This is a genomic window from Paenibacillus sp. 3LSP (assembly GCF_032465655.1).
GTDB lineage: Bacteria > Bacillota > Bacilli > Paenibacillales > Paenibacillaceae > Fontibacillus > Fontibacillus barengoltzii.
In genome coordinates this window covers 1-21580 of record NZ_JAWDJI010000127.1, presented here as the reverse complement: position 1 = coordinate 21580, position 21580 = coordinate 1, and the positions used below count along the sequence as shown (strand labels likewise).

At 48.0% G+C, this 21580-nt stretch carries 19 protein-coding genes; 4 read left to right on the top strand and 15 right to left on the bottom strand.

The window, feature by feature from the left end; genetic code table 11:
* The first annotated feature begins 136 nt into the window (after positions 1–136).
* Positions 137–463 (top strand): hypothetical protein, encoded by a 327-nt coding sequence (locus tag RW092_RS10210; RefSeq protein WP_016313921.1) that lies wholly within the window; start codon positions 137–139, stop codon positions 461–463.
* An 80-nt stretch (positions 464–543) separates the two neighbouring features.
* Here RW092_RS10210 and RW092_RS10205 read toward each other — a convergent pair whose 3' ends face one another.
* From RW092_RS10205 to RW092_RS10160, 10 genes are all read right to left on the bottom strand, one after another.
* Positions 544–1149 (bottom strand): response regulator transcription factor, encoded by a 606-nt coding sequence (locus RW092_RS10205; protein ID WP_084628847.1) that lies wholly within the window; start codon positions 1147–1149, stop codon positions 544–546.
* A gap of 6 nt (positions 1150–1155) precedes the next feature.
* A complete protein-coding gene (locus RW092_RS10200; protein ID WP_316010147.1) occupies positions 1156–2265 on the bottom strand; it encodes a sensor histidine kinase in 1110 nt (369 codons plus the stop codon).
* Between the two features lie 27 nt (positions 2266–2292).
* The gene (locus RW092_RS10195; RefSeq protein ID WP_316010146.1) at positions 2293–3447 is read right to left on the bottom strand and encodes a DUF418 domain-containing protein; all 1155 of its coding nucleotides are present in this window, start codon (positions 3445–3447) and stop codon (positions 2293–2295) included.
* Between the two features lie 197 nt (positions 3448–3644).
* Positions 3645–3770 (bottom strand): hypothetical protein, encoded by a 126-nt coding sequence (locus tag RW092_RS10190; protein WP_232228314.1) that lies wholly within the window; start codon positions 3768–3770, stop codon positions 3645–3647.
* A gap of 346 nt (positions 3771–4116) precedes the next feature.
* Positions 4117–4869, bottom strand: a complete 753-nt coding sequence (locus RW092_RS10185; RefSeq protein WP_085278829.1) for an iron ABC transporter ATP-binding protein — start codon at positions 4867–4869, stop codon at positions 4117–4119.
* Positions 4866–5930: an iron chelate uptake ABC transporter family permease subunit gene (locus tag RW092_RS10180; RefSeq protein ID WP_486187851.1), complete on the bottom strand. Its 1065-nt coding sequence runs from the start codon at positions 5928–5930 to the stop codon at positions 4866–4868. Before RW092_RS10180 ends, RW092_RS10185 begins: the two co-directional genes overlap by 4 nt.
* On the bottom strand, positions 5930–6949 hold the full coding sequence (locus RW092_RS10175) for an ABC transporter permease (RefSeq protein ID WP_410055528.1): 1020 nt from the start codon (positions 6947–6949) through the stop codon (positions 5930–5932). The genes RW092_RS10180 and RW092_RS10175 overlap by 1 nt, the downstream gene beginning before the upstream one ends.
* 14 nt (positions 6950–6963) lie before the next feature.
* Positions 6964–8010 carry a siderophore ABC transporter substrate-binding protein gene (locus RW092_RS10170; RefSeq protein ID WP_016313929.1) on the bottom strand — a complete coding sequence of 349 codons (1047 nt, stop codon included), beginning with the start codon at positions 8008–8010 and terminating at the stop codon, positions 6964–6966.
* Between the two features lie 267 nt (positions 8011–8277).
* Positions 8278–9708: a sensor histidine kinase gene (locus tag RW092_RS10165; RefSeq protein WP_316010145.1), complete on the bottom strand. Its 1431-nt coding sequence runs from the start codon at positions 9706–9708 to the stop codon at positions 8278–8280.
* Entirely contained in the window at positions 9698–10429 is a 732-nt protein-coding gene (locus RW092_RS10160; RefSeq protein WP_127575548.1) for a response regulator transcription factor, read from the bottom strand. The genes RW092_RS10165 and RW092_RS10160 overlap by 11 nt, the downstream gene beginning before the upstream one ends.
* A gap of 148 nt (positions 10430–10577) precedes the next feature.
* Between RW092_RS10160 and RW092_RS10155 the strand changes: the two genes are divergently transcribed.
* Together RW092_RS10155 and RW092_RS10150 are read left to right on the top strand one after the other, a co-directional pair.
* The gene (locus RW092_RS10155) at positions 10578–12875 is read left to right on the top strand and encodes an alpha/beta hydrolase (RefSeq protein WP_316010144.1); all 2298 of its coding nucleotides are present in this window, start codon (positions 10578–10580) and stop codon (positions 12873–12875) included.
* A 14-nt stretch (positions 12876–12889) separates the two neighbouring features.
* Positions 12890–13627: a CPBP family glutamic-type intramembrane protease gene (locus RW092_RS10150; RefSeq protein ID WP_316010143.1), complete on the top strand. Its 738-nt coding sequence runs from the start codon at positions 12890–12892 to the stop codon at positions 13625–13627.
* Between the two features lie 109 nt (positions 13628–13736).
* Here RW092_RS10150 and RW092_RS10145 read toward each other — a convergent pair whose 3' ends face one another.
* Entirely contained in the window at positions 13737–14183 is a 447-nt protein-coding gene (locus tag RW092_RS10145; RefSeq protein WP_316010142.1) for a hypothetical protein, read from the bottom strand.
* Positions 14184–14232: 49 nt separating this feature from the next.
* On the opposite strand from RW092_RS10145, the gene RW092_RS10140 reads away from it, so the two are divergent.
* Positions 14233–14598 carry a CopG family ribbon-helix-helix protein gene (locus tag RW092_RS10140; RefSeq protein WP_316010141.1) on the top strand — a complete coding sequence of 122 codons (366 nt, stop codon included), beginning with the start codon at positions 14233–14235 and terminating at the stop codon, positions 14596–14598.
* Positions 14599–14689: 91 nt separating this feature from the next.
* Here RW092_RS10140 and RW092_RS10135 read toward each other — a convergent pair whose 3' ends face one another.
* The 4 genes from RW092_RS10135 to RW092_RS10120 form a co-directional block, all read right to left on the bottom strand.
* Positions 14690–17074 carry a restriction endonuclease-like protein gene (locus RW092_RS10135; protein WP_316010140.1) on the bottom strand — a complete coding sequence of 795 codons (2385 nt, stop codon included), beginning with the start codon at positions 17072–17074 and terminating at the stop codon, positions 14690–14692.
* Complete coding sequence (locus tag RW092_RS10130) at positions 17046–19154, bottom strand: McrB family protein (protein ID WP_316010139.1); 2109 nt, start codon at positions 19152–19154, stop codon at positions 17046–17048. Before RW092_RS10130 ends, RW092_RS10135 begins: the two co-directional genes overlap by 29 nt.
* A gap of 403 nt (positions 19155–19557) precedes the next feature.
* A complete protein-coding gene (locus tag RW092_RS10125; protein ID WP_028538472.1) occupies positions 19558–20397 on the bottom strand; it encodes a DNA adenine methylase in 840 nt (279 codons plus the stop codon).
* A gap of 3 nt (positions 20398–20400) precedes the next feature.
* On the bottom strand, positions 20401–21580 hold a 1180-nt coding region (locus tag RW092_RS10120; RefSeq protein WP_316010138.1), incomplete at its 5' end, for a DUF1998 domain-containing protein.

Genomic DNA, 21580 nt, shown 5'->3' with positions numbered 1-21580 from the left:
TCATAATATATTCATCATGACATATAGTACAGTGATTTTTACGTGATTGGGAAACTCTTTTTCTCATTCCACCCGAAATTCTCCTCTGCTAGAATAGAAGAAAGAGATGACATGAAATGGAGACCAGGAATTCTACATGAAACGTAACTTATCGAATTGGTTTAGGCCAACGGATCAGCGGACTTTCACTCAGCAGAAGTGGTTATTAAATACGGTGATGATCATCGGGGGATTTCTCGTTGGGGCTGGGGTAGCCGACAGCTTATTAGCGGTTAACCACCTGAATGTCGACCAACTGGCCCGAGGGTTGACCATCTTCAGTGCAGGGCTGACCATTATCGTCCTTGTGATCAACACCAAGTCGCAAAGAGCAGCCGAACAAGTGCAGCTTGAGACCCAGCTTCAATTAAAGCGGATCGAGCAGCAGCTTGAGGAGATTCGCAGCCGGATTTCACAAGAATAAAAAAAGAAGACCTTATCGTTGAACGATAAGGTCTACAATAGTATTAGACCGAGACTATAACAAAGGTCTCCTGCCTTCGCCTAAATCCAGCCTTGCTCCCTCGCCCGCTCCGTGGCCTGCTGCCGGGTCTCCACCCCGAGCTTTTGAATCGCCAGGGATAAGTAGTTTCGGACCGTTCCTTCCGTCAAAAACAACGTCTCCGCAATTTCCCGAGTTGACCGTCCGGCATGCGATAACCGCAGCACCTCAGTCTCCCGTTCGGTCAGCGGATTGTCCTCTCTAAGAAACAGCACCTCCGCCAGGTCCTTGCTAATCACGCGCTCACCGGCTATCACTCTGCGGATGGCATCGATCAGAAACTCGATGGGCTCATCCTTTAGCAGATACCCCTCTAATTTGAGGTCCATCGCTTTCTGTAAATACCCCGGACGGGCAAAGGTGGTCACGATCATCACTTTGGCCGGATTTCCAGACTGTTTGAGCCGCTCGGCAATCTCTAGCCCCGTCAGCCCCGGAATCTCAATATCCAGTAAGCACACGTCGGGCTTTAAGCGCACAATCGCTTCCCATGCGGCTTCTCCGTCCTCCGCTTCGGCGACAACTTCCATGTCCTCTTCAAAAGACAACAGCGATTTAAACGCTCCTCGCAGCATTTGTTGATCCTCGGCAATGACGATACGGATCATCCGGCTTCACCCCCTATTTCCGATTAGCGGTACAATAAATGTAATCGATGTTCCCTGCCCCGGGCGCTGCTTCATTTCGACATCCCCTTGCAGCGTCGCCATCCGTTCCTGGAACGACTGTACACCGTTGCCTTTTCCCGGCTCCAGCTGGCCATTGCCGTTATCGCTTACTTCGAGATACAACCGCTGATCCCGTTCATACCGGGTGAGCGTGCATTCACTAGCCCCGCTATGCTTGAGAATGTTCGTCACCGCCTCTCGGACGGATAACGCCAGCATCGTTTCGGCCACCGGGGATAGAGGAGTTAAGGGCGTCTGATTCGTAACAACCAACCGGATCCCGGCTTTATGCAAAAGCTCCCCCGCCACCTCGATCTCCTTCTCCAGCGGAACGAACTTCATTCCGGTCACCAGCTCCCGCACCTGCTTTAAAGCGTGCCTGGAGGTGTTCACGATATCGCGCAGCTCCTCCTTCGCTTGTTCGGGGCGTTGATCCACTAACCGGATGGTCAGCTCGCTTTTCATCTTAATCATCGTCAAGGTTTGTCCCAACGTATCATGAAGATCCCGGGCGATCCGGTTCCGCTCCTCCTCCTGAATATAGCGTTCCAGCTGAGCATTCGCGAGATTGAGCTTCTCCTTCAGCGCCTTCGTCCCCTCTCGAACCTGAAGGATCGGAGGGTACGCCAGTTGAATCACCATTAAGGGAAAATAAATCGTCCGAAAGACTCCCGCCGGCTCCCCTTCATGGATCCAACCGGCCAGAAGGAACATCGCGGCAATGCCAACCATGCCGATGCCAATGACTCGCTTGCGATCCGCCCTTCCCAAAAAATCTGCAAACACAAAGCCATACAGCAAAGCCCCCATTCCTTCATAAAGGCTCAGCGCGAGAATCAGCAGGAAGCCAACGCAGCTTCCCAGGAGCATCCACCAGCGACGATGCCATAGACAGACATAATAGACGGCAAGGAACAGGAGGAGAAACCCGATTTTCATGAAGATCGGATAGGGAACGTCCAGCACTAGGACGCGGTACATTAGAAATACAATGATAATAACGTCCAGCAGTAGAAATTTCTCGACTTGATCCTCAGGGTACAGCTTCCGAAACAATTAGCATCCTCACCTTATGCTTGATCCTCAAGCGGCCTGCTTGCCCGCGAGGTTCGTCATCCACCTTCTCGTCGCTTCCATCGGCCCGAATCGGAACCGCTTGGACCACAGCGAGGCGAAGACGATTTGGAAACTGGAGATGGCCATCCAAATGAGAACGGTGGTAAATGCGTCGACCTTGCCTCCCAAGCCCAAACCCCATCCATAAAAAATAAGGGAAGCGGTAATATTTTGCAAGACATAGCAGCTCAGCGACATCCGCCCCACCTGCTCCAGCCGATGCCACAGCCACAGCCCTTCGTAACGTTCAACCAGCTTCGCGATGAGTGCGAGATACCCCAGCGAGAGAAGCGGGGCAAATAAGTACCGTACAGGGAAATCCAAATACCCGCCGGGGATAAACATCAGCAAATTCAGCGGAATTCCTAACGCCAAACCTAGCTTCAACAGCTTTCTTCGATGCTGTCTCCCCTTCTCATCCGGAGCAAATACCCCAGACCGCATCATCCGAATACCCAGCAAGAACAGAAACAGGTTCATGGGAATGACAAACACCGCTTCCAAACGGAGCGCCACGAAATTCGCCAGGCGATCCTGTACCTGTTGAACCCAGCTGCCGCCGCCATATAACGCTGTCGTCGCACGCATATCTCCCATGGAGATATGCGCCCCGGAGAGTCCGAGATAGATCCCGAAGCCCAGGATCAGCAGCATGATTCCTCCATGCCCCCCGCCAAAGATCCACATCGCCCGCCGAATCGCCCGATCCCCGCCTTTGACGATAAAAGCGGCAATGATCGCCGTGATCCCGTAGCTCATCAGAATGTCATACTCCATCACCAGTGTAAAATGCAGCAACCCTTCCGCCATCAGGATAAACGACGTCCAAAGGTACATTCCCGGCCAGGCGTTCCCCCGCTTCAAGGCCTGGCGATACTTCATCTCCAACCCAACGCCAAACATGATCGTCAACAAGCCCAGCAGCTTGCCGTTGACCAAGAACAACACGAAGACTCGCACGAAGTCCTGAAGCGACGACCACCACGCCGCATGATAAAAAGTAAAGACATAATTAACGTCTCCCAAATGCGCGAAAATCCAGATATTCGTCCCCAGCGTCCCCAACACCGCGAACCCTCTCAGAATATCGAGCAAGCGAATTCTCCCGCCGCGATTCTCCATCCCTTTCCCGTCCTTTCGTTTCTCTTGGTAGCTTCATTCTACCTTTGAACACCGGGGCGGCGGAATTCACAGTTGTCAGGAGATTGGGATGACAGTGTCATGTGATCACTTTTATAGGGCTCAAGGCTGCAGATCAGCCTCGTCCAATGTACTTGATTCTCCGTTGAATCTGAATCAAGCCTTCTGATAGTACAATTTCACTTTACGGCAGGCCAGATTTCATTCTTGGAATTCGGACTATAGAGATCTTGACTGATATAAGCCTCAATAGTCGGGAGTTCAGCAGGCACATACCCATTTGAAGGCAGCCATTCCGAATAAATTTGTCTGTAGGTATTTACAAATGCGGTTGGGACAGGTCCCTGGATTGTAGTTTTCCGATCCCTTTTCGGGCTTCACTCGGAGTAACACCATGCTGTCTGTGCTGATTAATTCTTGTGCCGCCAGCGTTAGCCGACGCCGCCGAATATAATCACCAACCGTGATATCGGTCAGGATCAAGAACGTGAGCTTCCATATAATCAATCGCCTTCTGCAATGATTCAACCAATGCCAATTTAGCTCAATCAAGGGGCTCTCCTTGGTTCAAAAGACACCAAAAAGGCGAGCCCAGGACAACCTGAAACTCGCCTCGTACAGCTTTATGCTCTTAACTGATCTCCCGCTCACCTAATAAACTGCGATCGGACCATACGGTCCTTCGATAATTTCAATGTTCGTTTCGAAAATGTCTGACAGGATTTCCGGCTTCATAATCTCTTGCACCGTACCAAATGCGGCAATTTGTCCATTCTTCATCGCGCAGATGCGATCGGAATACTTGGCGGCGAAGTTGATGTCATGCATGACGGTAAGAATGGTTCGGCCAAACTCATTCGCGGCGATCTTCAGATGCTCCATCATCTGTACCGAACGGGCAATGTCCAAGTTGTTGAGCGGTTCATCTAACAGCACGTACTCGGTTTCCTGGCAGAGCACCATGGCTACATAGGCTCTTTGTCTCTGCCCGCCTGAAAGCTCATCCAAAAACCGATGCTCGAGGTCCGTCAGTTTAAGAAAATCAATATACTTCGAAATGATGACTTCATCTTCCTTGGTTAATCTTCCCTTGGAATAGGGAAATCTACCGAACCCCACGAGCTGTCTGACGGTCAGTCTAGTAACGAAATGATTCTCTTGGCGCAAGATCGTGAGGATCTTTGCTAGATCATCGGATTTCGAGGTTGTCACATTCATATTGGCGACGGTAATTTGCCCTTCATCCATGTTCAGCAACCTGCCGATCATCAGAAGCGTCGTCGACTTCCCCGCCCCGTTCGGACCAATTAAGGAAGTGACCCCGGCTTTCGGAATATCGATGTTTAAGGGCCCGATTTTAACCTCTTCCCCGTACCATTTTCTAGCGTTCTGAATACTTATCATAGCGACCTCTTCCTTAAGATTACGATAAGAAATGTAAGTCCACCAAACAGCTCAATAATGACCCCTACGACTGTTTGCGCATGAAACACGTGATATAACAAGAAATACGCAGAAGTGAGAATGCAAAACCCGATAGCAAAAGCCATAGGAAAGACATATCTGTGATCATACGTGGGTGCCGCTTGGTAACTCAGCATCGCCACTAAAAAACCAAAAAAGGTCAACGGACCAAGCAATGAAGTCGAAATCGCCATCAAGACAGCGACTAAGACCAGCGTGAAGATGATCCCCTTCTGATAGTTCACGCCGAAGGTCGTGGCCACATCTTTGCCTAGCGCCAGGACATTTAATTTTCTAGAGAAGAAGAACAAACCTAAAGCCGTAAGGACCACCAGCGGAATGACGATCGGAAAATATTCCGAATCCGCATTATTAACCGAGCCGATCAGCCTGGACTGCAGCAGGTCAAACTCCGATGGGGCCAGCATCCGTCTCATAAAGCCTGAAACGGAATTGAGACCTGCTCCAATAATGATGCCGATGAGAAGCATTAGCTGCAGATTGCCATACTTCCCGGACAGCAGCCATCCATACAAGATTAAGCTCAACAGAATCATCAGCGAAACCTGAAGGAAGAATGCACCCGGCCCCGTAAAGCTCACAAGCGCACCCGCCCCGAAGAAGAACAACGTACCGGTCTGGATCGCTGAATACAGGGATTCATAACCGAGCAGAGACGGGGTAATCATCCGGTTACTCGTTACCGACTGAAACGCCACGGTGGAGAAGCTATGGCACAATGCAGCAATGAACATGGCGACAATGGCTACAAGCCGTCGCTTGACCACAGGAACGAAGGACGGCGAATCCACCGGGACGGGATTGTTATAAAGCAGCAACCCCAATGCCGCAAGCAGACCCACACCAAGGAACGACATGAGTAAAATCCAGTAGCGTTTCGCTTCCTTCCTGGTTCGAAATGCGCTGGCAGATCTAGCACGAGGGCTGGCATTGGAATCGCGGTTTGTACTGAGTTGAGAATCCACGGTTAAGGTCTTCATCACAGCCTCCTGCTTCTTCGTTGTCTGAGCAAAATGAGGATGAAAACGACCGCGCCTACGGTCCCTAGAATTAAGGAGACCGGCACTTCGAATGGCATGATGATCACCCTCGATACGATATCGCACAGCATGATCGTCCCCATCCCCATGACACATACCCAAGGGAGATTGCTGCGAAGATCATCGCCGCGAATCATAGATATGATGTTCGGGACAATCAATCCTAGGAAAGGAAGATTCCCAATGACCGAGGCGACAATCCCCACAGCAACCGCAATGAGTAAATTCGCCAATAGAATCAGTCGCTTGTAATTCACACCTAAAGCAGTGGCTACGTCTTCTCCCAATCCAGCTAACGTTAGACGATTGGCATATAGAAAAATGAAGAACGTGACAAGGAGGATAATCCACAAATATTCATAACGACCGGCTTGAACCGGAGCGAAGGATCCGATGAACCAGCCTTCAATCACCTGAGACATGTTAAAGAAGAGCGACATAAAGGTAGACAATGCTGAGATGACCGCCCCCAGCATTAATCCAATGATCGGAACGATCAGAGAAGAGCGAAGTCGAACGCTTCTCAGGAAGAAGAAGAACACCATCGTTCCGACGAATGAGAAAATAATGGCCCCCGTCATCCGTACAACTAAGGATGGGCTAGGGATGAGCAAGTAGACTGTAAGCAGACCTAAACCCGCCCACTCCGTAGTTCCGATGGTGGTTGGCTCGACCATTTTGTTCTGGGTCATCAGCTGCATGATCAGCCCGGTCATGGCCATCGCCGCCCCGGTCAGCATTAAAGCTACCGTTCTTGGAATCCGCGTGATGAAGAACATATCCCAGCCGTCTTCTCGACCGAAGATATCATACACCCCTGTAAACAGAGAGATGATACCTAAAGTAATCACGCCGAGGATGGCAAGTAGGAATGGAAACGTCCATATCTTTTTAGGCTTGGAAAGCTGAGGTTGAGAGATCGTCTCAACCTCAGCGATAACATTCTCGGGCACAATCATGTACTCCTTTGATTTTACTTCTTCAGAGCTGTAGCAATGTCTTTGAAAATTTCAATGAACGTTTGGATCGATTCATTGGTATAGGTGTCCGTAGGAGCGTATACAATTTGTCCTTTAGATACGGCTGTCGTATTTTGAAGTGCGGGAGCGTTGTTAATGACGTCTTGGGCAGGAACACTCTCTTCACCGCTGGATGTTGCGGCGTCGCGATCCAGGACGAACATCCAATCCGGATTGCTTTGGGCAATCGCTTCTACAGAAACTTCATCTCCTTGGTGGTCCGTCGTTGCGTTCGCAACTTCCAGAGCTGGAACCCAACCAAAGATATCATACAGCGGCCCCCATACGCGGCCAGTCGATGGAGCAGCGAAACCGATGTTCCCCCCCGAGACAATAACGCTCATGACTTTGTCTGTTCCATTGTAAGCGGCTTTCGCGTCAGCCAGCGCTTGATCGAATTCGGCGACCAGTTGAGCCGCTTCTTCATTCTTATCGAAGATTTCACCAAACTTCGTGGTAATCTCTTTGAAGCCGTTAACCAGATTGTCACCTGGCGTACCGTTCTCACCGGATACGTCCACGTTCACATCAATCACGGCGGCGTTCGGAACAAGCTTCTTAATATCTTCGTAGAAGCTGGAGAACCGTTGACCTACAATAACCAGATCCGGATTCACCGCAGCGATGATTTCCAGGTTCGGCTCTCTGTGGTTCCCGATGTCTTGCACCGATTCATCTGCAACATAAGGGGAATCCTTTGGCATTACGCCTTTTGGTACAGCCGCAAGCTTAACCCCCCAATCCGCGAGAGTTTCAAACGTTCTGTTATCCAAAGCAACGACATTCTGCGGGTTCACCGGAACCGTTACCGTACCATGGCTGTCCGTAAACTCCACGGTCGTTGGTTTTGCGGCATCCGTCGATTCAGTGTCAGTTGCAGCCGAAGCGTTGCTGTTGCTAGCGTTCGCACTACTTTCCCCAGCTGTGTTGGTGTTAGAAGAACATGCAGCTAACGCCAACACCAAGATTATCATCATGATACTCATTGTGAATCTTTTCATTTGTATGACCTCTCCTTTAATTCAAATTTATATAAACCGAATGATGAACTAAATCCGTATGTACCTTGTTCCATCCTTCATGAATCCACTCCCTTACATCGCAAGTGATCACCAATTGATAATAATTATCATTATCATCGAGTGTAATTCTAACATCATGTTAAATTAATATCAATACAGAAATTCAAATTTTTTTGCATTTTAAAATTAGAGAATTTTGAAGTCTACGAACCAGAGATAAGAAAAAAAAGCCCAGTCTTATATAGACTAGGCTTTGACCGAGCTCATCTCTCCCGTCTTTGGCAAGGTCAGCACAAAGCGCGTCCAGCCTGCGTCGCTATCAAGCACAAGGCTGCCTTCATGCTTCTCTGCGATATGCTTGGCGATCGTGAGGCCAAGCCCTGAGCCGCCGTCGCTCTTGCGCGCGGCGTCTCCACGGACGAACGCCTCGAAGACACGGGCACGCAGTTCAGCGGGGATGCCAACGCCGTTGTCTGCGACCTCAATCCGCACTACATCCGGCCCATCAATAAGCGAGAGCCGTACATGCGTCCCCGGTGGATTGTATTTCAGCGCGTTCGCCAGCAGATTGGAGACGGCTCGATACAGCAGCTTCGTATGGATCGGCACCGACACCTCGTCTGAAGGAATGTCGAACTCGAACGTCATCCCTTTCTCCTCGAACATATCGTAATAGTCGGCGGCCATCTCGCGCGTGAACTCTGCAAGATCACATCCCTTTTTGACAACAGGATAATCTGGAACCTCCAGCTTCGCCAACTCAAACACATCGTCAATCAGTTCCGCGACCAGCTTCGTCTTGCCGTGGATGAGACCAAGTGTCCGTTGACGTCCGGACTCCTCCTTGATGACCCCATGCTGCAGCGCTTCTACGTAACCTTGAATCGTCGTGATCGGCGTTCTCAGATCGTGCGAAATATGGACAAGCATTTGCTGCTTGCTCTCCGCCAGTTGTCGATTGTTCGCTTCTGCTCGCTCCAGCTTTTCCGCCATCTTGTTGAAGCTCTCCTGAATTTGCGCCAGCTCGTAATTCGCTTCGATGTGAAGCCGCTCATGGTAACGCCCATCCGATACACTCCGGATACCTGCGGCAATCGCGCTAAGCGGGTTAGTTAATCTGACTGCGGCCAAGCGACTGTATACATATACATTTATTCCAAATAGCAAGACGAACAACGCTCCCGTCTCGGCTAGTGCGATCCAGAAGATTCTCTGATAGTCTTCCGTCATCTCGTTGAGCATGAATTCCGCTTGGATCTGTTGTTTCGGCAGCCGGACCAAGACGTAACGACGCTCTCCGTCCTCCGTATGAAATGGAGCCATTGACGTATAGTACGGATTGTCGTCCGTATCGTAAAAAAGAGCGTTCACTTCCCGCTCCGTATACGCTGTTCTGTCACCGTCCCGCTTCTCTCCCCTAACCTCCTGGATCCGCAGCTGCTCATCGAGAACTTCCACCCAACCGCCCACTTCTTCAACCACATCGGTCGGGATATCGGGCGGATTTGGTCGAACAATCGCATGGGCTTGCAGCAATGACATATCCGCAGGCATCCGCACATTGGTTCTTTCCACGAAAAAAAGCAGCAGCAAGACGAAGCTTATCCCCAGCGTGAGAGAAAAAATCACGTAATTCCGCAACAACATCCCAAACAGCTTTTGGGGTCTACGTTGCATCTAACTCATCCTTTTTGGCGAACCGGTATCCGAGTCCGCGGACCGTCCGAATATAAAAAGGTTCCCGCGGTGAATCCTCGATTTTGTCCCGTAGTCGGCTGATCTGCACCATAATCGTATTGTCATCTGCGATATAGGGCTCGGACCACACCTGCTCGAAGATTTGCTTTTTCGTAAAAATACGCCCCGGTTTGCTCATAAACAACTTCAGCAGCTTGTATTCGATCGCGCTCAGCTCGATCGGTTCTCCACGCTTGTACAACAGGCACGCTTCATGATCCAGGATCAACTCTCCAAGTCGGGTCTCCACGATGCCCTTGCCCGCACCAGCTCCCTTAGCCGTGCCGGCGTCGTTGAATTCGTATGTTCTTCGCAAGTGCGCTTGAATTCGGGCCACTACCTCCAAGGGACTAAACGGCTTTGTAATAAAATCGTCTGCACCGAGGCCAAGCCCGGCGATTTTGTCCGCCTCCTGGTTTTTGGCCGACAGCACAATCACCGGAATCTTGGAATGGCCGCGTATCCATTGAAGGAGCTTGAAGCCGTCCACATAAGGCATCATGATATCAATCACCGCCAGGTCAATGGACTCGCGAGCGAACCTCTCCATCGCGGATTGTCCGTCGTTGGCTTCAAGAACGTGATAGTCCGGCTCCAAAAAAAGCTTCAGCATATCCAAGATATCCTGCTCGTCGTCGACTAACAGTATCGTTTTGCGCATGATTCCACCACCTCACTCCTTCGTAATGTTCGCACCGTGCAGCCGTTTTCCTGCTATGTAAGGTTATTGTAAGGAAAGCGACAGGCGGTAGAAAGGCAAAGTTTCTATATTGGATGTTGTAACTTTTATCTGAGAAAGAGGTCATATTATGGCAGAAACAGAGTTGTCCAGAAGAGGTTCCATTCGAACGTGGCGGAATCGGCTTGTCGAGGGGTTCAAGCGTAGGCCCCCGTTGTCTCCCGGTTGGAAAGGAGCATCCATCGCGCTCTATGGTATCGCGGGCGTCATTTTTCTCATCCAAAGCTATCACCTGATTGGGTCGCGGGGCCTGTGGGATTATGTGATCGGAACCGGAGTGTTCCTGATTGCCATTGCTTTAATCGCCATGGTTATTGCTGGAGTGCTGCATCTTGCCAAACGTATGCCTTCGCGGTACATAGGTCTGGCGCTTGCCTCCTTCATCCTGCTGTTCATCAGCTTTATTGGTCCGATGACGGTCATGTTTATCGTCACCTTGTCCGTGCTGGCCGGCTGTTCCTTATCGGGAGCGATGATATCCCGCTGGATCCGGGGTTCATATCGCGAAGCAAAAACACGCACGAAGGTGATAGCCGGAATTGCGACGGCAGTGACCGTTGTGTTTACCCTCTGCACGGGAGCTTGGCTGGTGGATGGCGGGCGCGCGGAACTGGCGAAGCCTTACCGGCTGTCGGTCATGAAAGCACCAGAGCATTACCCGGGAACATTAGCGAATCCTGCGGAGCCGGGGACGTATCCGATCAAAAAACTAACCTACGGCAGCGCAAACGGCTACCGAAAGGTTTTTAACGCAGAAGATTCGCTGATCACGGAGCCGGTGGACGGCTCGGCCTTTGTGGCGAACTGGTCCTCCCTCCGTACAAAGACATTTGGTTTCGGACCGGAAGCGATACCGTTAAACGGGCTGGTCTGGTATCCTGATGGAGAAGGGCCATTTCCACTCGTGATGATCGTGCACGGCAACCATCTCGCCACCGATTATTCAGACCCGGGCTATGCCTATTTGGGGGAACTGCTGGCGAGCCGCGGCTATATCGTCGTGTCGATCGATGAAAATTTTCTCAACACCTCGCCCTTCGACGACCTGTTCATGTTGAACGTGCTGGAGAAGGAAAACCCGGCACGCGGCTGGCTCATGCTGGAGCACTTGAGCGTATGGAAGAAATGGAACGGCACGGTGGGCAACCCGTTCTATGGGAAAGTGGATATGCACCGGATCGCGCTGATCGGCCATTCCCGCGGCGGCGAGGCGGTAACGGTGGCGGCCGCGTACAACCAGTTGCAGTCACCGCCGGAGGACGGCAACATCAAGTTCAATTACGGCTTTGGCATCCGTTCCGTCATCTCGCTGGCGGGTACAGACGGCCAGTACGAGCCGGCAAGCCGGCCGACAGAGCTGATCGATCTGAACTACCTCGCCCTTCAAGGCGCCCACGACATGGACGTCAGTTCCTTCGCCGGAGCAAGCCAGTATAACCGGGTCGGCTTCACACCTGGCAGTGATGATTTCAAAGCGTCGGTCTATATCTACGGGGCCAATCACGGGCAATTCAATACGGTATGGGGCCGGAGCGATGCGCCGGGGCTTGGCAACCTACTGTACAACCGGGCCCAGCTGATCCCGCAGGAGGAGCAGCTGCAAGCGGCGAAGGTGCTCATCTCGTCCTTCCTTGATGCAACCTTGTATGGGAGAACAGAGTATCGCGCTATTTTCCAAAATCTGGGTTACGCAAAGGAATGGCTGCCGGATACGATGTACATCCACGATTATTCAGACGCCCGGACGACGCTCATCAGCACCTTCGACGAGGATATCGACCTCTCTACCACCACGCTGCCCGGCGGGCAACTGATAGGAGAGCGGCTCACGGAATGGAAAGAAGAAAAGGTCGAAATGAAGTTCGCCCCCGGTCCGTTTAACGCCGTTCGTCTCGGATGGGACCGCGTCAAGGTCGATGGCACTCCTTCTTATACGATCGCCTTACCCGATAATGGGGTTGCTATCCCGCCGAATGGCACCCTCGTCTTCTCCATGGCGGATCGGTCGGGTACACAGGAAGAGCTGGTCGATCTGACCATCGAAGTCGAGGATATCAGCGGCAACACGGCCTCCCTGCCGCTAAGTGCAGCGGGCGGTCTGCTGCCGATGTTCGAAGGCGGTATCGTAAAATGGCCGTTGACGTCGCTGATGCCGACCAAAGAGCCGGTGTTTCAAAACTTCGCTTTCCAGCTATCCGACTTCAGCCACGTCAATTCGTTGTTCCAGCCGGAGCGGACCCGCCAAATCCGATTCGTGTTTGATCAATCCGCCAGCGGCTCGATCTATTTACGTGATGTCGGCATTCGTGACGATGCTGCTGTCATCAATGCCTTGAAATCTAGTATTGGGAAGGAAAACGAGCGATGACCACAACAAAGAGAATGTTATCTGCAAAAAAAGTGATTGCCGCGATTGTGCTAGGCTTGATCTCCGGGGCTTTGCTAGGAGTCCAGCAAACGATTGTCTTATCCCCTGAACTGGAAGATCAAATCGTGGCGCAACTCGGGTCGAAGCAAGTCCTTATTCTAATCGCCATGCTTCAAACGGCAGTGTTAACCGGACTGGCTACAATCGCAGGGATCTGGGCGGCTCCCAAAGTGAATCTGAACAAGCCATTGGTGTGGAGCAGAACCAGCATGATAGCAGCGCTGAGCATCGGACTGTTGTCCGCCAGTTTTATTGCCATTGCAGAGAAGCTGGTGTTTGCCGGAAGTTTGGGACTATCGGAGAAGTTTGAATTTTCCTGGCTTTATTTTGCGGGAAGCGTATTGTACGGGGGAATCATTGAGGAGCTTCTAATCCGATTCGGACTGATGTCGATCCTCATCTGGCTGGCCAGCAAGCTGACAAACACCTCGGATCGCAATAGCATCTATATCGTGGGAATAGTCTTGGCCGCCTTGATCTTTGCCGCAGGGCATCTTCCTGCCACTGCACAAATGCTGGGGTTAACCAACGTGACTGTAGCCCGGACGCTATTACTTAACTTCTTGCCAGGCATCGGATTTGGCTATCTGTATTGGAAACACGGAATAGCCTACGCCATGCTCGGACATATCGCCACGCATGTCATTAACCAGTTGATTTTGCTTCCTGTGTTGTTCAATGGGATAAACTAAGCATAGTGAGAAACCACAACCGCATAAGGTTGTGGTTTCTCTTCATTGGCGCGAGGGGCGTCGTATCCCTGTCCTATATATTTAAGAAGCCATTCAATACGTGAAGAAACTAAAACTCATCCAACAATTCACTTAGCATTTTCTCGTATTTATGAAGTTTCCTTTGTGCATCGTATTTACTGTAATGCAGAACTTCTCTTTTTGTTAGATATAACAGTGTCCACCATTTGCTTTTATCGCGGGGTTCCCATATTTTCGCTAGTTCTTCGGAACTTGCTGTGTTTAGTTCCTGTTCATAGGAGTTCAATTCCAATCTTGCATCCGATATCAAGATCTCTAATAAAATTCTTTTAATTCTAACTTCATCTACATAGGGTAGTAAGCTGCTCAAACAGAGTTCAGTTTTGAATTCCTTACCTTCTGAGTTTGGACCATAAGCATAAATAGGACTAACGACTTTTTGGTCTTCCAGATAAAATTTCACTTTAAACAAATCGTTTATGTATTCATCAAAGAATAAGGCTCCACCTGGAATTGATTCTAAAATAATTTCCATAAATGATGCCTCCTAACATGAATTACAGCCCCGGGGTCAAAAATAACGAATGCTTCTGCATAGTATGAGTGCAGCAAGAGGGTCATTTCAGTCGTTTCATCATGTTTGTAATTATATATGTAATATAACTACATTGCAATTTGTATTCATTACTAAATACATTTTGTGTTATGTTATAATTCCTCACTTTCTATCTATACTGATATGTGAGGTGATTCGTGTGAGCAATGATGAGTTCATCATAACTCCAAGGGAAGACAAGACTGTGACAATGTCCATTCGCATTGAAAAAATCCTTCAAGAACAATTAGATGAACTTGCCCGGAAGAGCAATCGTTCTCGGAACGAAATCATTAACATGGCGTTGGAATATGCCCTTAAGAATGTTAAGTTTATCGATTCCACAAACGATTAATTCATGTAAATTCAATCATATAACCTTGAAAGCAAAAACCCGCTCAACGAGCGGGCTTCATTGCTTCAAGATATTTATTTCAGAAGTGTTCCTAGGATTCCTCCACCCGAATCCCCACCACTTTTTCTGCCAAATCCACATCGCTGTGATCCAGTTGTACCTTCACCTTACCAAGTCGACGTGCTTCACGCCATTCCCGTAGGTCTTCCTCATTCTCCAGCTTCAATTCCGCAATTTCACTGGCTCGATCAAACATGTACTTGCTCGTGTACAGACAGGTATATATCCCTTGTCCACCCAGCGCAATAGGCTTGTCCCGCCGCTCCCACCGTTCGATCGTAAACTTAACATACAGCTCCTCCTCCGTCCCGGGCCGAGCGGGCCGTTCCGTGATTTCCCTTCTCCGGACCACCTTCCAATCCAGAACACGACCAAACCAATGGATCCCCGTGTTCCCTGGGCCCTGGAACTTCTTGCGAGACTGACACATTGCAATGTACTCGATTTGTGTCAGAAGCTTGTGGTCGACAATATTTTTCAGGGGCATATGGTAAAAACGGAGCTTCAGGGCCATTTTCAGCTGGGAAGGCTCTCTAAGTGAACCCACCAGAACATTCTTGCCTGCAAACTTGTTGTAGTAATATTCCTTCGTCCCGCGAGGGCGAGTGGAACGTTCGTAAGCTTTCTCCGGGCTGTCTTGAATGATCTCATCCAGTAGTTGCTCCATCAGACCGGTGGTGTTCGGCAGAAACGGGATTGCCCCGATGTTGACGAGCTGAATGCTTTTGTAAAAAGGATGCTCCTTAAACTTCACCTCATCTGGATATGGAAAGAGCACATACGCCCCAAACATACTCCGCTCGTACTCACCGTTTCGTTGATCCTGGTACACAATTGCATCCCGATAGCGGTGCATGGTGTTGATGTCTTCCTCTTCAGGCCCCGGCTGCTTGTACTTCTTCCAGTAAGGCGTCCCCTCATGGGCTGCATTCAAACGATATTTGGCATCAAAAATATACTTATACTCAATCGCCGCATCATTCTTTTTTAATGTCAGCACATTATCCGGTTTCTGTGCCAACGTAGTGTGGCTGTCTCCCGGGGGCAGAGCATTATAGTAGAGGGTAAACACCTCTCCATTACGCGGATTCCGATACACCATCTTCGCCTTCCGCCCCTGGTTCAGCGTCACAAAGAGACCGCTCCGGTTCACCTTAATCAGGTCCTGGCTTACCAGCTCATATTTTCGCCGCATCAAATCGTGGATTTTCAGGAAACACCAGTACTCGTACAATTGCGCCAGATCCTTCATCGATAGCCGGAACAGATCGCCTTGAATCGAAAGCCCCTTCATCAGCAAGAGATAGATCCGATAGACCTCCCGATACCCCGGAGCCATCTGCAAGACCAGGGATAGGGAGACCTGCTTCATATCCCCAACTTGCAAAAAATCCTGTCTCAACAGCCGCTGTAACTGCGAACTCATCACGTCGATTTTCTTCAGCAATACGGGGTCCGCGTTCTCTTTCCTTGCTGCGTTGGACCGTAGCTCCTTCAATTTTGAAGTGATGCGCAATAATGCCCAGCGGATGAATCGATTTTCCGCCGTATCGAAGTCTCTAAATCGCCGGGTCTCAAGCACGTGCGTAGGTAGCTCCTGCCCCGGAAGAAATAGCTCTGGCCGTTTACGCAAAAAAGCGATATTCTCCTTCCCCACCCGCTTCGCCTTCGACGCTTCCACAAGATGAGATTCACGGCGCATTTTGTAGTGGGGAGCGTTTTTGATCCGATCAATGCCTTGGGTCAGCTGCCCAAAAACCCGTTGTAATATCGTAAAAAACTCCGTTACACTCTGCTGACGCGTCTCCCTTAACCCGGTAAGGTGAAACGTCTTGCGCAGGAAGTCAAAAGACAGATTATAGATCTGCTCATTTACCTCTCGCAAAATCACTTCATAATCGCGCTTGTAGTCCATTTTGGACGGGAACACTTCCAGCTGCAGCTTAAAGATCACTTCTCCGTGCAAACGAAGCTCCAACTCTGTGAGGCCAACCTCATTTTGAAAGTTAAGCACTCCAGACAAGATCCGACTGCGACTACCTATAGGTTTCACCGCTTGTCGTAAGTGAAGATTTTCATGGAAGAATACAATTGGTAGATCCCCCTGCTTCTTCTCCAGCACAAATTCATAAGGTTGCGTTTCAAAAAACAGAGGCGCTGCCGGATCACCGGGATGCCAAGTCTGGAGGTCCATGGTCTGATGAGAAAAGACTTCAACCGAAGTCATCTCTACTTTCGGAGAAGGGGTCTCGATATGGAAATGGGCATCCACCCACACGTCTTCTTGCCGATGGAGTTGCATCATTTCGACAGTCGGATGAAATGGCTTCCCTTTGATGTACAAATCAAACCAATTGGTCTCTATGCGTATTAACTCGATTGGCGCATTACGATAACCAGTAAGAGGTGAATCCATCTTCTTCTAGCCTCCGTAACATCGAAGCGATTTTCTTGGCACTACGCGGATACTTGGCCCGGTCGATCAGTGATTTGAGCTTATCGCCCTCGAACAATGAGGTCATATCCTCCTCATACTCATTGAAGGCAAAAGAAGAATCCACACACTCTCGCATTAGCTTCAGAAGAACCTTGCGGATCGAAGCGCTACTGCCTTGAATGCGAGGCAATATTTTTTGGAGCAACTGATGATCAAACGCCTCATCCTCGGTGATCAACCCAAACCGCTGGTTATAGAGCATATAGAAGCACACCGCATCCCGAATCCGAAAACCAACATGCGCATGGATCTCTTCCAAAATGCCGTTGATGTTCATTAGCTTTTCGGTCGTGCTTCTAATCAGATCTTTGGAATCCGTATCATAGGCATCGACTAGCTGCAGATAGTCACTTCTTAGGAACCGATTAGGCGTTGCCTCTGGACGTGATCCCGCCCCTAACTCCTCGTCAGGAAACTGATCCAAATAGATATCATTAAACTCGATGGTATTTGCCCGGTCGAGTACCTTTTTACTGAAAGGGTGTGTTGTCTCGTCCATATTGACCGTTCCGACCAAGTACACATTCTCCGGAATCGATAGATTGCCATAAACCTCTTGATCCTCGTCCTGCACAAGCGAGCTGCTGTGAAGGATTGGAGCGGTAGCAATACGTTCGTCGCGCCATTCCTGAGTCTCCAAAATGCTGAGCATATCACTGAAATAGTGCTCAACTCGAGCCAAGTTCATCTCATCCAGACAGATGAAATAAGGTTTGCTCGGGTTTTGGGATGCCTCTAACAACACCTCGGTAACCCGCCCTGGACGGAACTTACCGGACAAGTCACTGTAGCCAATCAAATCCGACGGATCACTCCAATCCGGCCGGACCGGAATTAGCGTAAACTGTCCATTCTCCGAGGTCGCCCCCATCGCCTCTGCAAAGAGCTTAATTAGCTTGGTTTTCCCGGTTCCCGACACGCCAGCTAGGATGACGAAAGGTTTGGTTTTGAGGGAGAGGTAGAAGTTTTCGATGAGGTGCAATGGGTAACTAAACCCCTTCTGGCTAATATACGCTTTGATCTTTCGTAGAACTTCCACTACATCTCTGTCCTCAATGAGAGCTGGACTTTTTACTACCTCATCCATATTGTAATCTCCCTTTATACGCGTAAAATCTGGCCATTTTACTTGAGGTGATTGATCTTGGATGACTGTCAACCCCGGAATGGTGAACCGGAATAGATATCCTTGTTTCACCCCACCACCTGAATGGATTGGTCCCTGATGAATATTCAATTTCAAAATTTCCTGAGAAAAATTACTCAATGGAATATTCGGCTCAATTGCAAAATACTCCACCCGAATAAGTCTCCCTTCCTCTTCCCAACTTGACCCTGCCATTGAAGAGGGTTTTGGAGCATGTACAGGGTCTTCAATCACCCTACTTACAAAACGCAATGATCCATTCGCGTAATGTAAGATGATATCCCCTTTTCGCACTTCATCCATCGTATCCCAATGATATTGCGAGCGTCCTCCTTTTCCAGACAAAGGTGCCCACAGTATCCCTTCTTCCCTTTCTGCATTAAGAGTTGAACCTTGATTGACCCACCAAATGTCAGGGGATTTTGCACTCGTGGAGGGGATCAGTTTCATCTCATACTTGAATGGTTCACCTGTGGAGTAAAACTCGATAAACTCTGCTAATTCGTCTGGTACGAGCACTTGCTTTTTGCTAGCCGAATCCTGAGGTTTTTGAGATATGATATATTCATAAGAAATTTTGAAAACAGATTGCATAAGCTCTTTAATCTCAGGCGAGTGGTAACGTATTTGAAAAGTAGTTCTTCCTGCACTTACTTGATCAACATTTCTTAAAGAGGCCTGATAATGGAGCCCATTATAAATAAGAGTGAGTTGTTTTCCTTTACCAACCTCAACCACTTCTCCACCGTTGGCTTCATTGAAAAATTTCACAAACTCATTTGGTATCGTCGACCCATATTCAAAAATAGACCAGTCCACTTTTTTTTCTACCGATGAGATTAGGAATTGCATCATCGTGTGTCCAGCTTCTAACTTGAGTGAGCATGTTGACCCTCGTTTCTGATATTGATTACATATTTTCAATATAACCTTCATAAATTATATTCCAATAATCTTGTATCAAAACAGAAGGTTTTTGGAGAAACGTGATTTGATCACTCTGTTTAAAGAAATCAATGATCTGGAAGCTAATTTTGATTCTGTTCAGCGAGAAACTGATTCATTAAATAAATTAAACCAGTCTGAGAAACACTATCCAATCAAACTTACTCGGTTATTCAAAATGCACTAAACATAGTCAAAAAAGCTCTTACTCTTAAGAGTAAGAGCTTTTTTGACTAAAAAATTCAGGACGAAATCGTTATTGGTATAAACGTTTATCTGTATATATCTGATTTTGATTACAAGTTGAAACTCACCAAACAAATGATCCATTCGGAATGTTCGTAATAACTAATTCTTTACCTAGTACACTACCACCTGCGTTGTGCTGAATATAATATTCCTCCAAGTGATATTGACTGTAAATATCTCTAATTAATTCACAATTGTCATAAGTTACGATCCATGGATAATTTTGTAGATGTTGGCTTATTACCCTCTCAAGATTTATATGATCATCTTCCTCAAAATAATTAGTATACAGTCTGTTCCCTTTGATAACATAAGGAGGATCAATGTTAAAAAATGCATTATGTTTAACTTCACTCAGCTTGTTAATTATTAAATCACTAGCATCACAATTATAAATAGTGATACGATTTTTCAACAAAGCGATATTCTCTATTTTCTTTTTTATATCCTCTTTATTAAAACGACAATCCAGCTTATATTTGCCGCTCTGCGATTCTCCCCCAAGCGGCCCCCCCTTAATAATACCAGAGAAATTCACACGGTTTAAAAAAAGCGTTGCAAACCCATCGCTCAATGCATCAGCAGAGCTATCATCATATATAGCCTGTTGAGTCTTTCTTTCTTCTAGGGTTATGGGAGTATCCACAATCATCTTAAGTAATTCATCAGTGTGATGAAACACTGAGTACCAAAAGTGATATATGTGGGAATCAAAATCATTTAGCACAGCTGTCTGTACAACATTTTCTCTTAATAAACCAATCCCTATACCGAAGCCACCTGCAAATGGCTCTATATACGTTTTGTTACCAAAAGCATTGATTTCTATAAGAGTTTTTACTTTATCATATATTTTTGACTTCCCGCCTGGGTAACGGAGCGGTGAAAGAGACTTAGCCATGTACTACCTCTCACTAATCATTTTTCTATATGTCAGAAATGCATTTGGTAACCAATCGGACAGATCGTATGGGTTTAAATACATCTTATTCCTTGTGTTTTTCGGCTTTTTTATAATTGCTGGAACAACCTCAAATTCAGTTGGTGGACTAGGTTGCATGAGTTCTCTATCATCAGCAATGAGCCTATACAATGGTGCAAGAAGCCCCTGTTGCTCTTCATAATCATATCCATCCGGTAATTGCCCAAATTCAGCATAGTTTAATAGCTGTAGTCCCAAGTACCGATCAAAAAAGTGGTGATTTCTCTGATTCCAGAAGTTATCAAGGCAGTGTTTGCATGAGCGTGAGCACTCGCATTCCGAAAGAATAAGCCTTGCTTTTTCTAACACTTTATCAAGAACCGAACTAACAAGAGATGAATAACCTGCACCGCTTGAAAGATTATCATAGAAAAACATTTCAATGTGTGAGTCACCGTCATTCTTTATTCTTGGTCTCCAACCTCCACTTATCTCACTGTAATCTATATCAAGTACCAAAGAGATTGCTTTTCTAAGTGCTTCATGTAAGGTCGTTACTGCAGCACGTAGTATGCTCTTTTCCTCCGCATTGCTGTTACCTATAAGTTTAGTAGTGTCATAAGATATATCCAACATAAACATATCAGTTAAAAATTCATATCCTAAAAAAATATTGGTTGCTACATATCTCTCATGCCGACACAAAAAACGGTCATGATAAGGTTGTGAAAAAGTAAAATGACCATTATTACTCAAATCCGCAACCTCCGCACCTCCACATTTTTTACATACGTTAAAACCATTCTTGTTACTTCCCATATTCACTGTTAGTACCTTCCTATCAGACAGCTTTGCATAACGAATATTACTTTGCCTATAACTTTTCATATCCGTCTCTGCTGGAACATAGGAATAGTAAGGTGCTTCAGCATAAGTGTATTGTTCATCTTCATCTTCAAATTTTACTTCGTCACCTTTAACAGGAGAAAACCCCCATGGACGTAACATTTTTCTGTGATCTGTTCGCGCTCCACAATATGGACATTGCTCTTTTGAATAATCCTCCTGTTCCATTCCGAACCAGTTACATTCGGAGCAAATAATAATCCTGAATTTCGAAAGCCCATAAAGGCGGTCAGTTTGTAGCAGAACGAGTCGGTAA

Bases quoted from the DNA above. Each gene is read 5' to 3' on its own strand.
- RW092_RS10180 (WP_486187851.1), bottom strand. From the start codon at position 5,930: ATGAAGACCTTAACCGTGGATTCTCAACTCAGTACAAACCGCGATTCC.
- RW092_RS10125 (WP_028538472.1), bottom strand. From the start codon at position 20,397: ATGGCTAAGTCTCTTTCACCGCTCCGTTACCCAGGCGGGAAGTCAAAA.
- RW092_RS10140 (WP_316010141.1), top strand. From the start codon at position 14,233: ATGCTTCTGCATAGTATGAGTGCAGCAAGAGGGTCATTTCAGTCGTTT.
- RW092_RS10185 (WP_085278829.1), bottom strand. From the start codon at position 4,869: ATGATAAGTATTCAGAACGCTAGAAAATGGTACGGGGAAGAGGTTAAA.
- RW092_RS10130 (WP_316010139.1), bottom strand. From the start codon at position 19,154: ATGCAATTCCTAATCTCATCGGTAGAAAAAAAAGTGGACTGGTCTATT.
- RW092_RS10150 (WP_316010143.1), top strand. From the start codon at position 12,890: ATGTTATCTGCAAAAAAAGTGATTGCCGCGATTGTGCTAGGCTTGATC.
- RW092_RS10175 (WP_410055528.1), bottom strand. From the start codon at position 6,949: ATGATTGTGCCCGAGAATGTTATCGCTGAGGTTGAGACGATCTCTCAA.
- RW092_RS10170 (WP_016313929.1), bottom strand. From the start codon at position 8,010: ATGAAAAGATTCACAATGAGTATCATGATGATAATCTTGGTGTTGGCG.
- RW092_RS10165 (WP_316010145.1), bottom strand. From the start codon at position 9,708: ATGCAACGTAGACCCCAAAAGCTGTTTGGGATGTTGTTGCGGAATTAC.
- RW092_RS10205 (WP_084628847.1), bottom strand. From the start codon at position 1,149: ATGATCCGTATCGTCATTGCCGAGGATCAACAAATGCTGCGAGGAGCG.
- RW092_RS10210 (WP_016313921.1), top strand. From the start codon at position 137: ATGAAACGTAACTTATCGAATTGGTTTAGGCCAACGGATCAGCGGACT.
- RW092_RS10160 (WP_127575548.1), bottom strand. From the start codon at position 10,429: ATGCGCAAAACGATACTGTTAGTCGACGACGAGCAGGATATCTTGGAT.
- RW092_RS10145 (WP_316010142.1), bottom strand. From the start codon at position 14,183: ATGGAAATTATTTTAGAATCAATTCCAGGTGGAGCCTTATTCTTTGAT.
- RW092_RS10135 (WP_316010140.1), bottom strand. From the start codon at position 17,074: ATGGATTCACCTCTTACTGGTTATCGTAATGCGCCAATCGAGTTAATA.
- RW092_RS10155 (WP_316010144.1), top strand. From the start codon at position 10,578: ATGGCAGAAACAGAGTTGTCCAGAAGAGGTTCCATTCGAACGTGGCGG.
- RW092_RS10195 (WP_316010146.1), bottom strand. From the start codon at position 3,447: ATGGAGAATCGCGGCGGGAGAATTCGCTTGCTCGATATTCTGAGAGGG.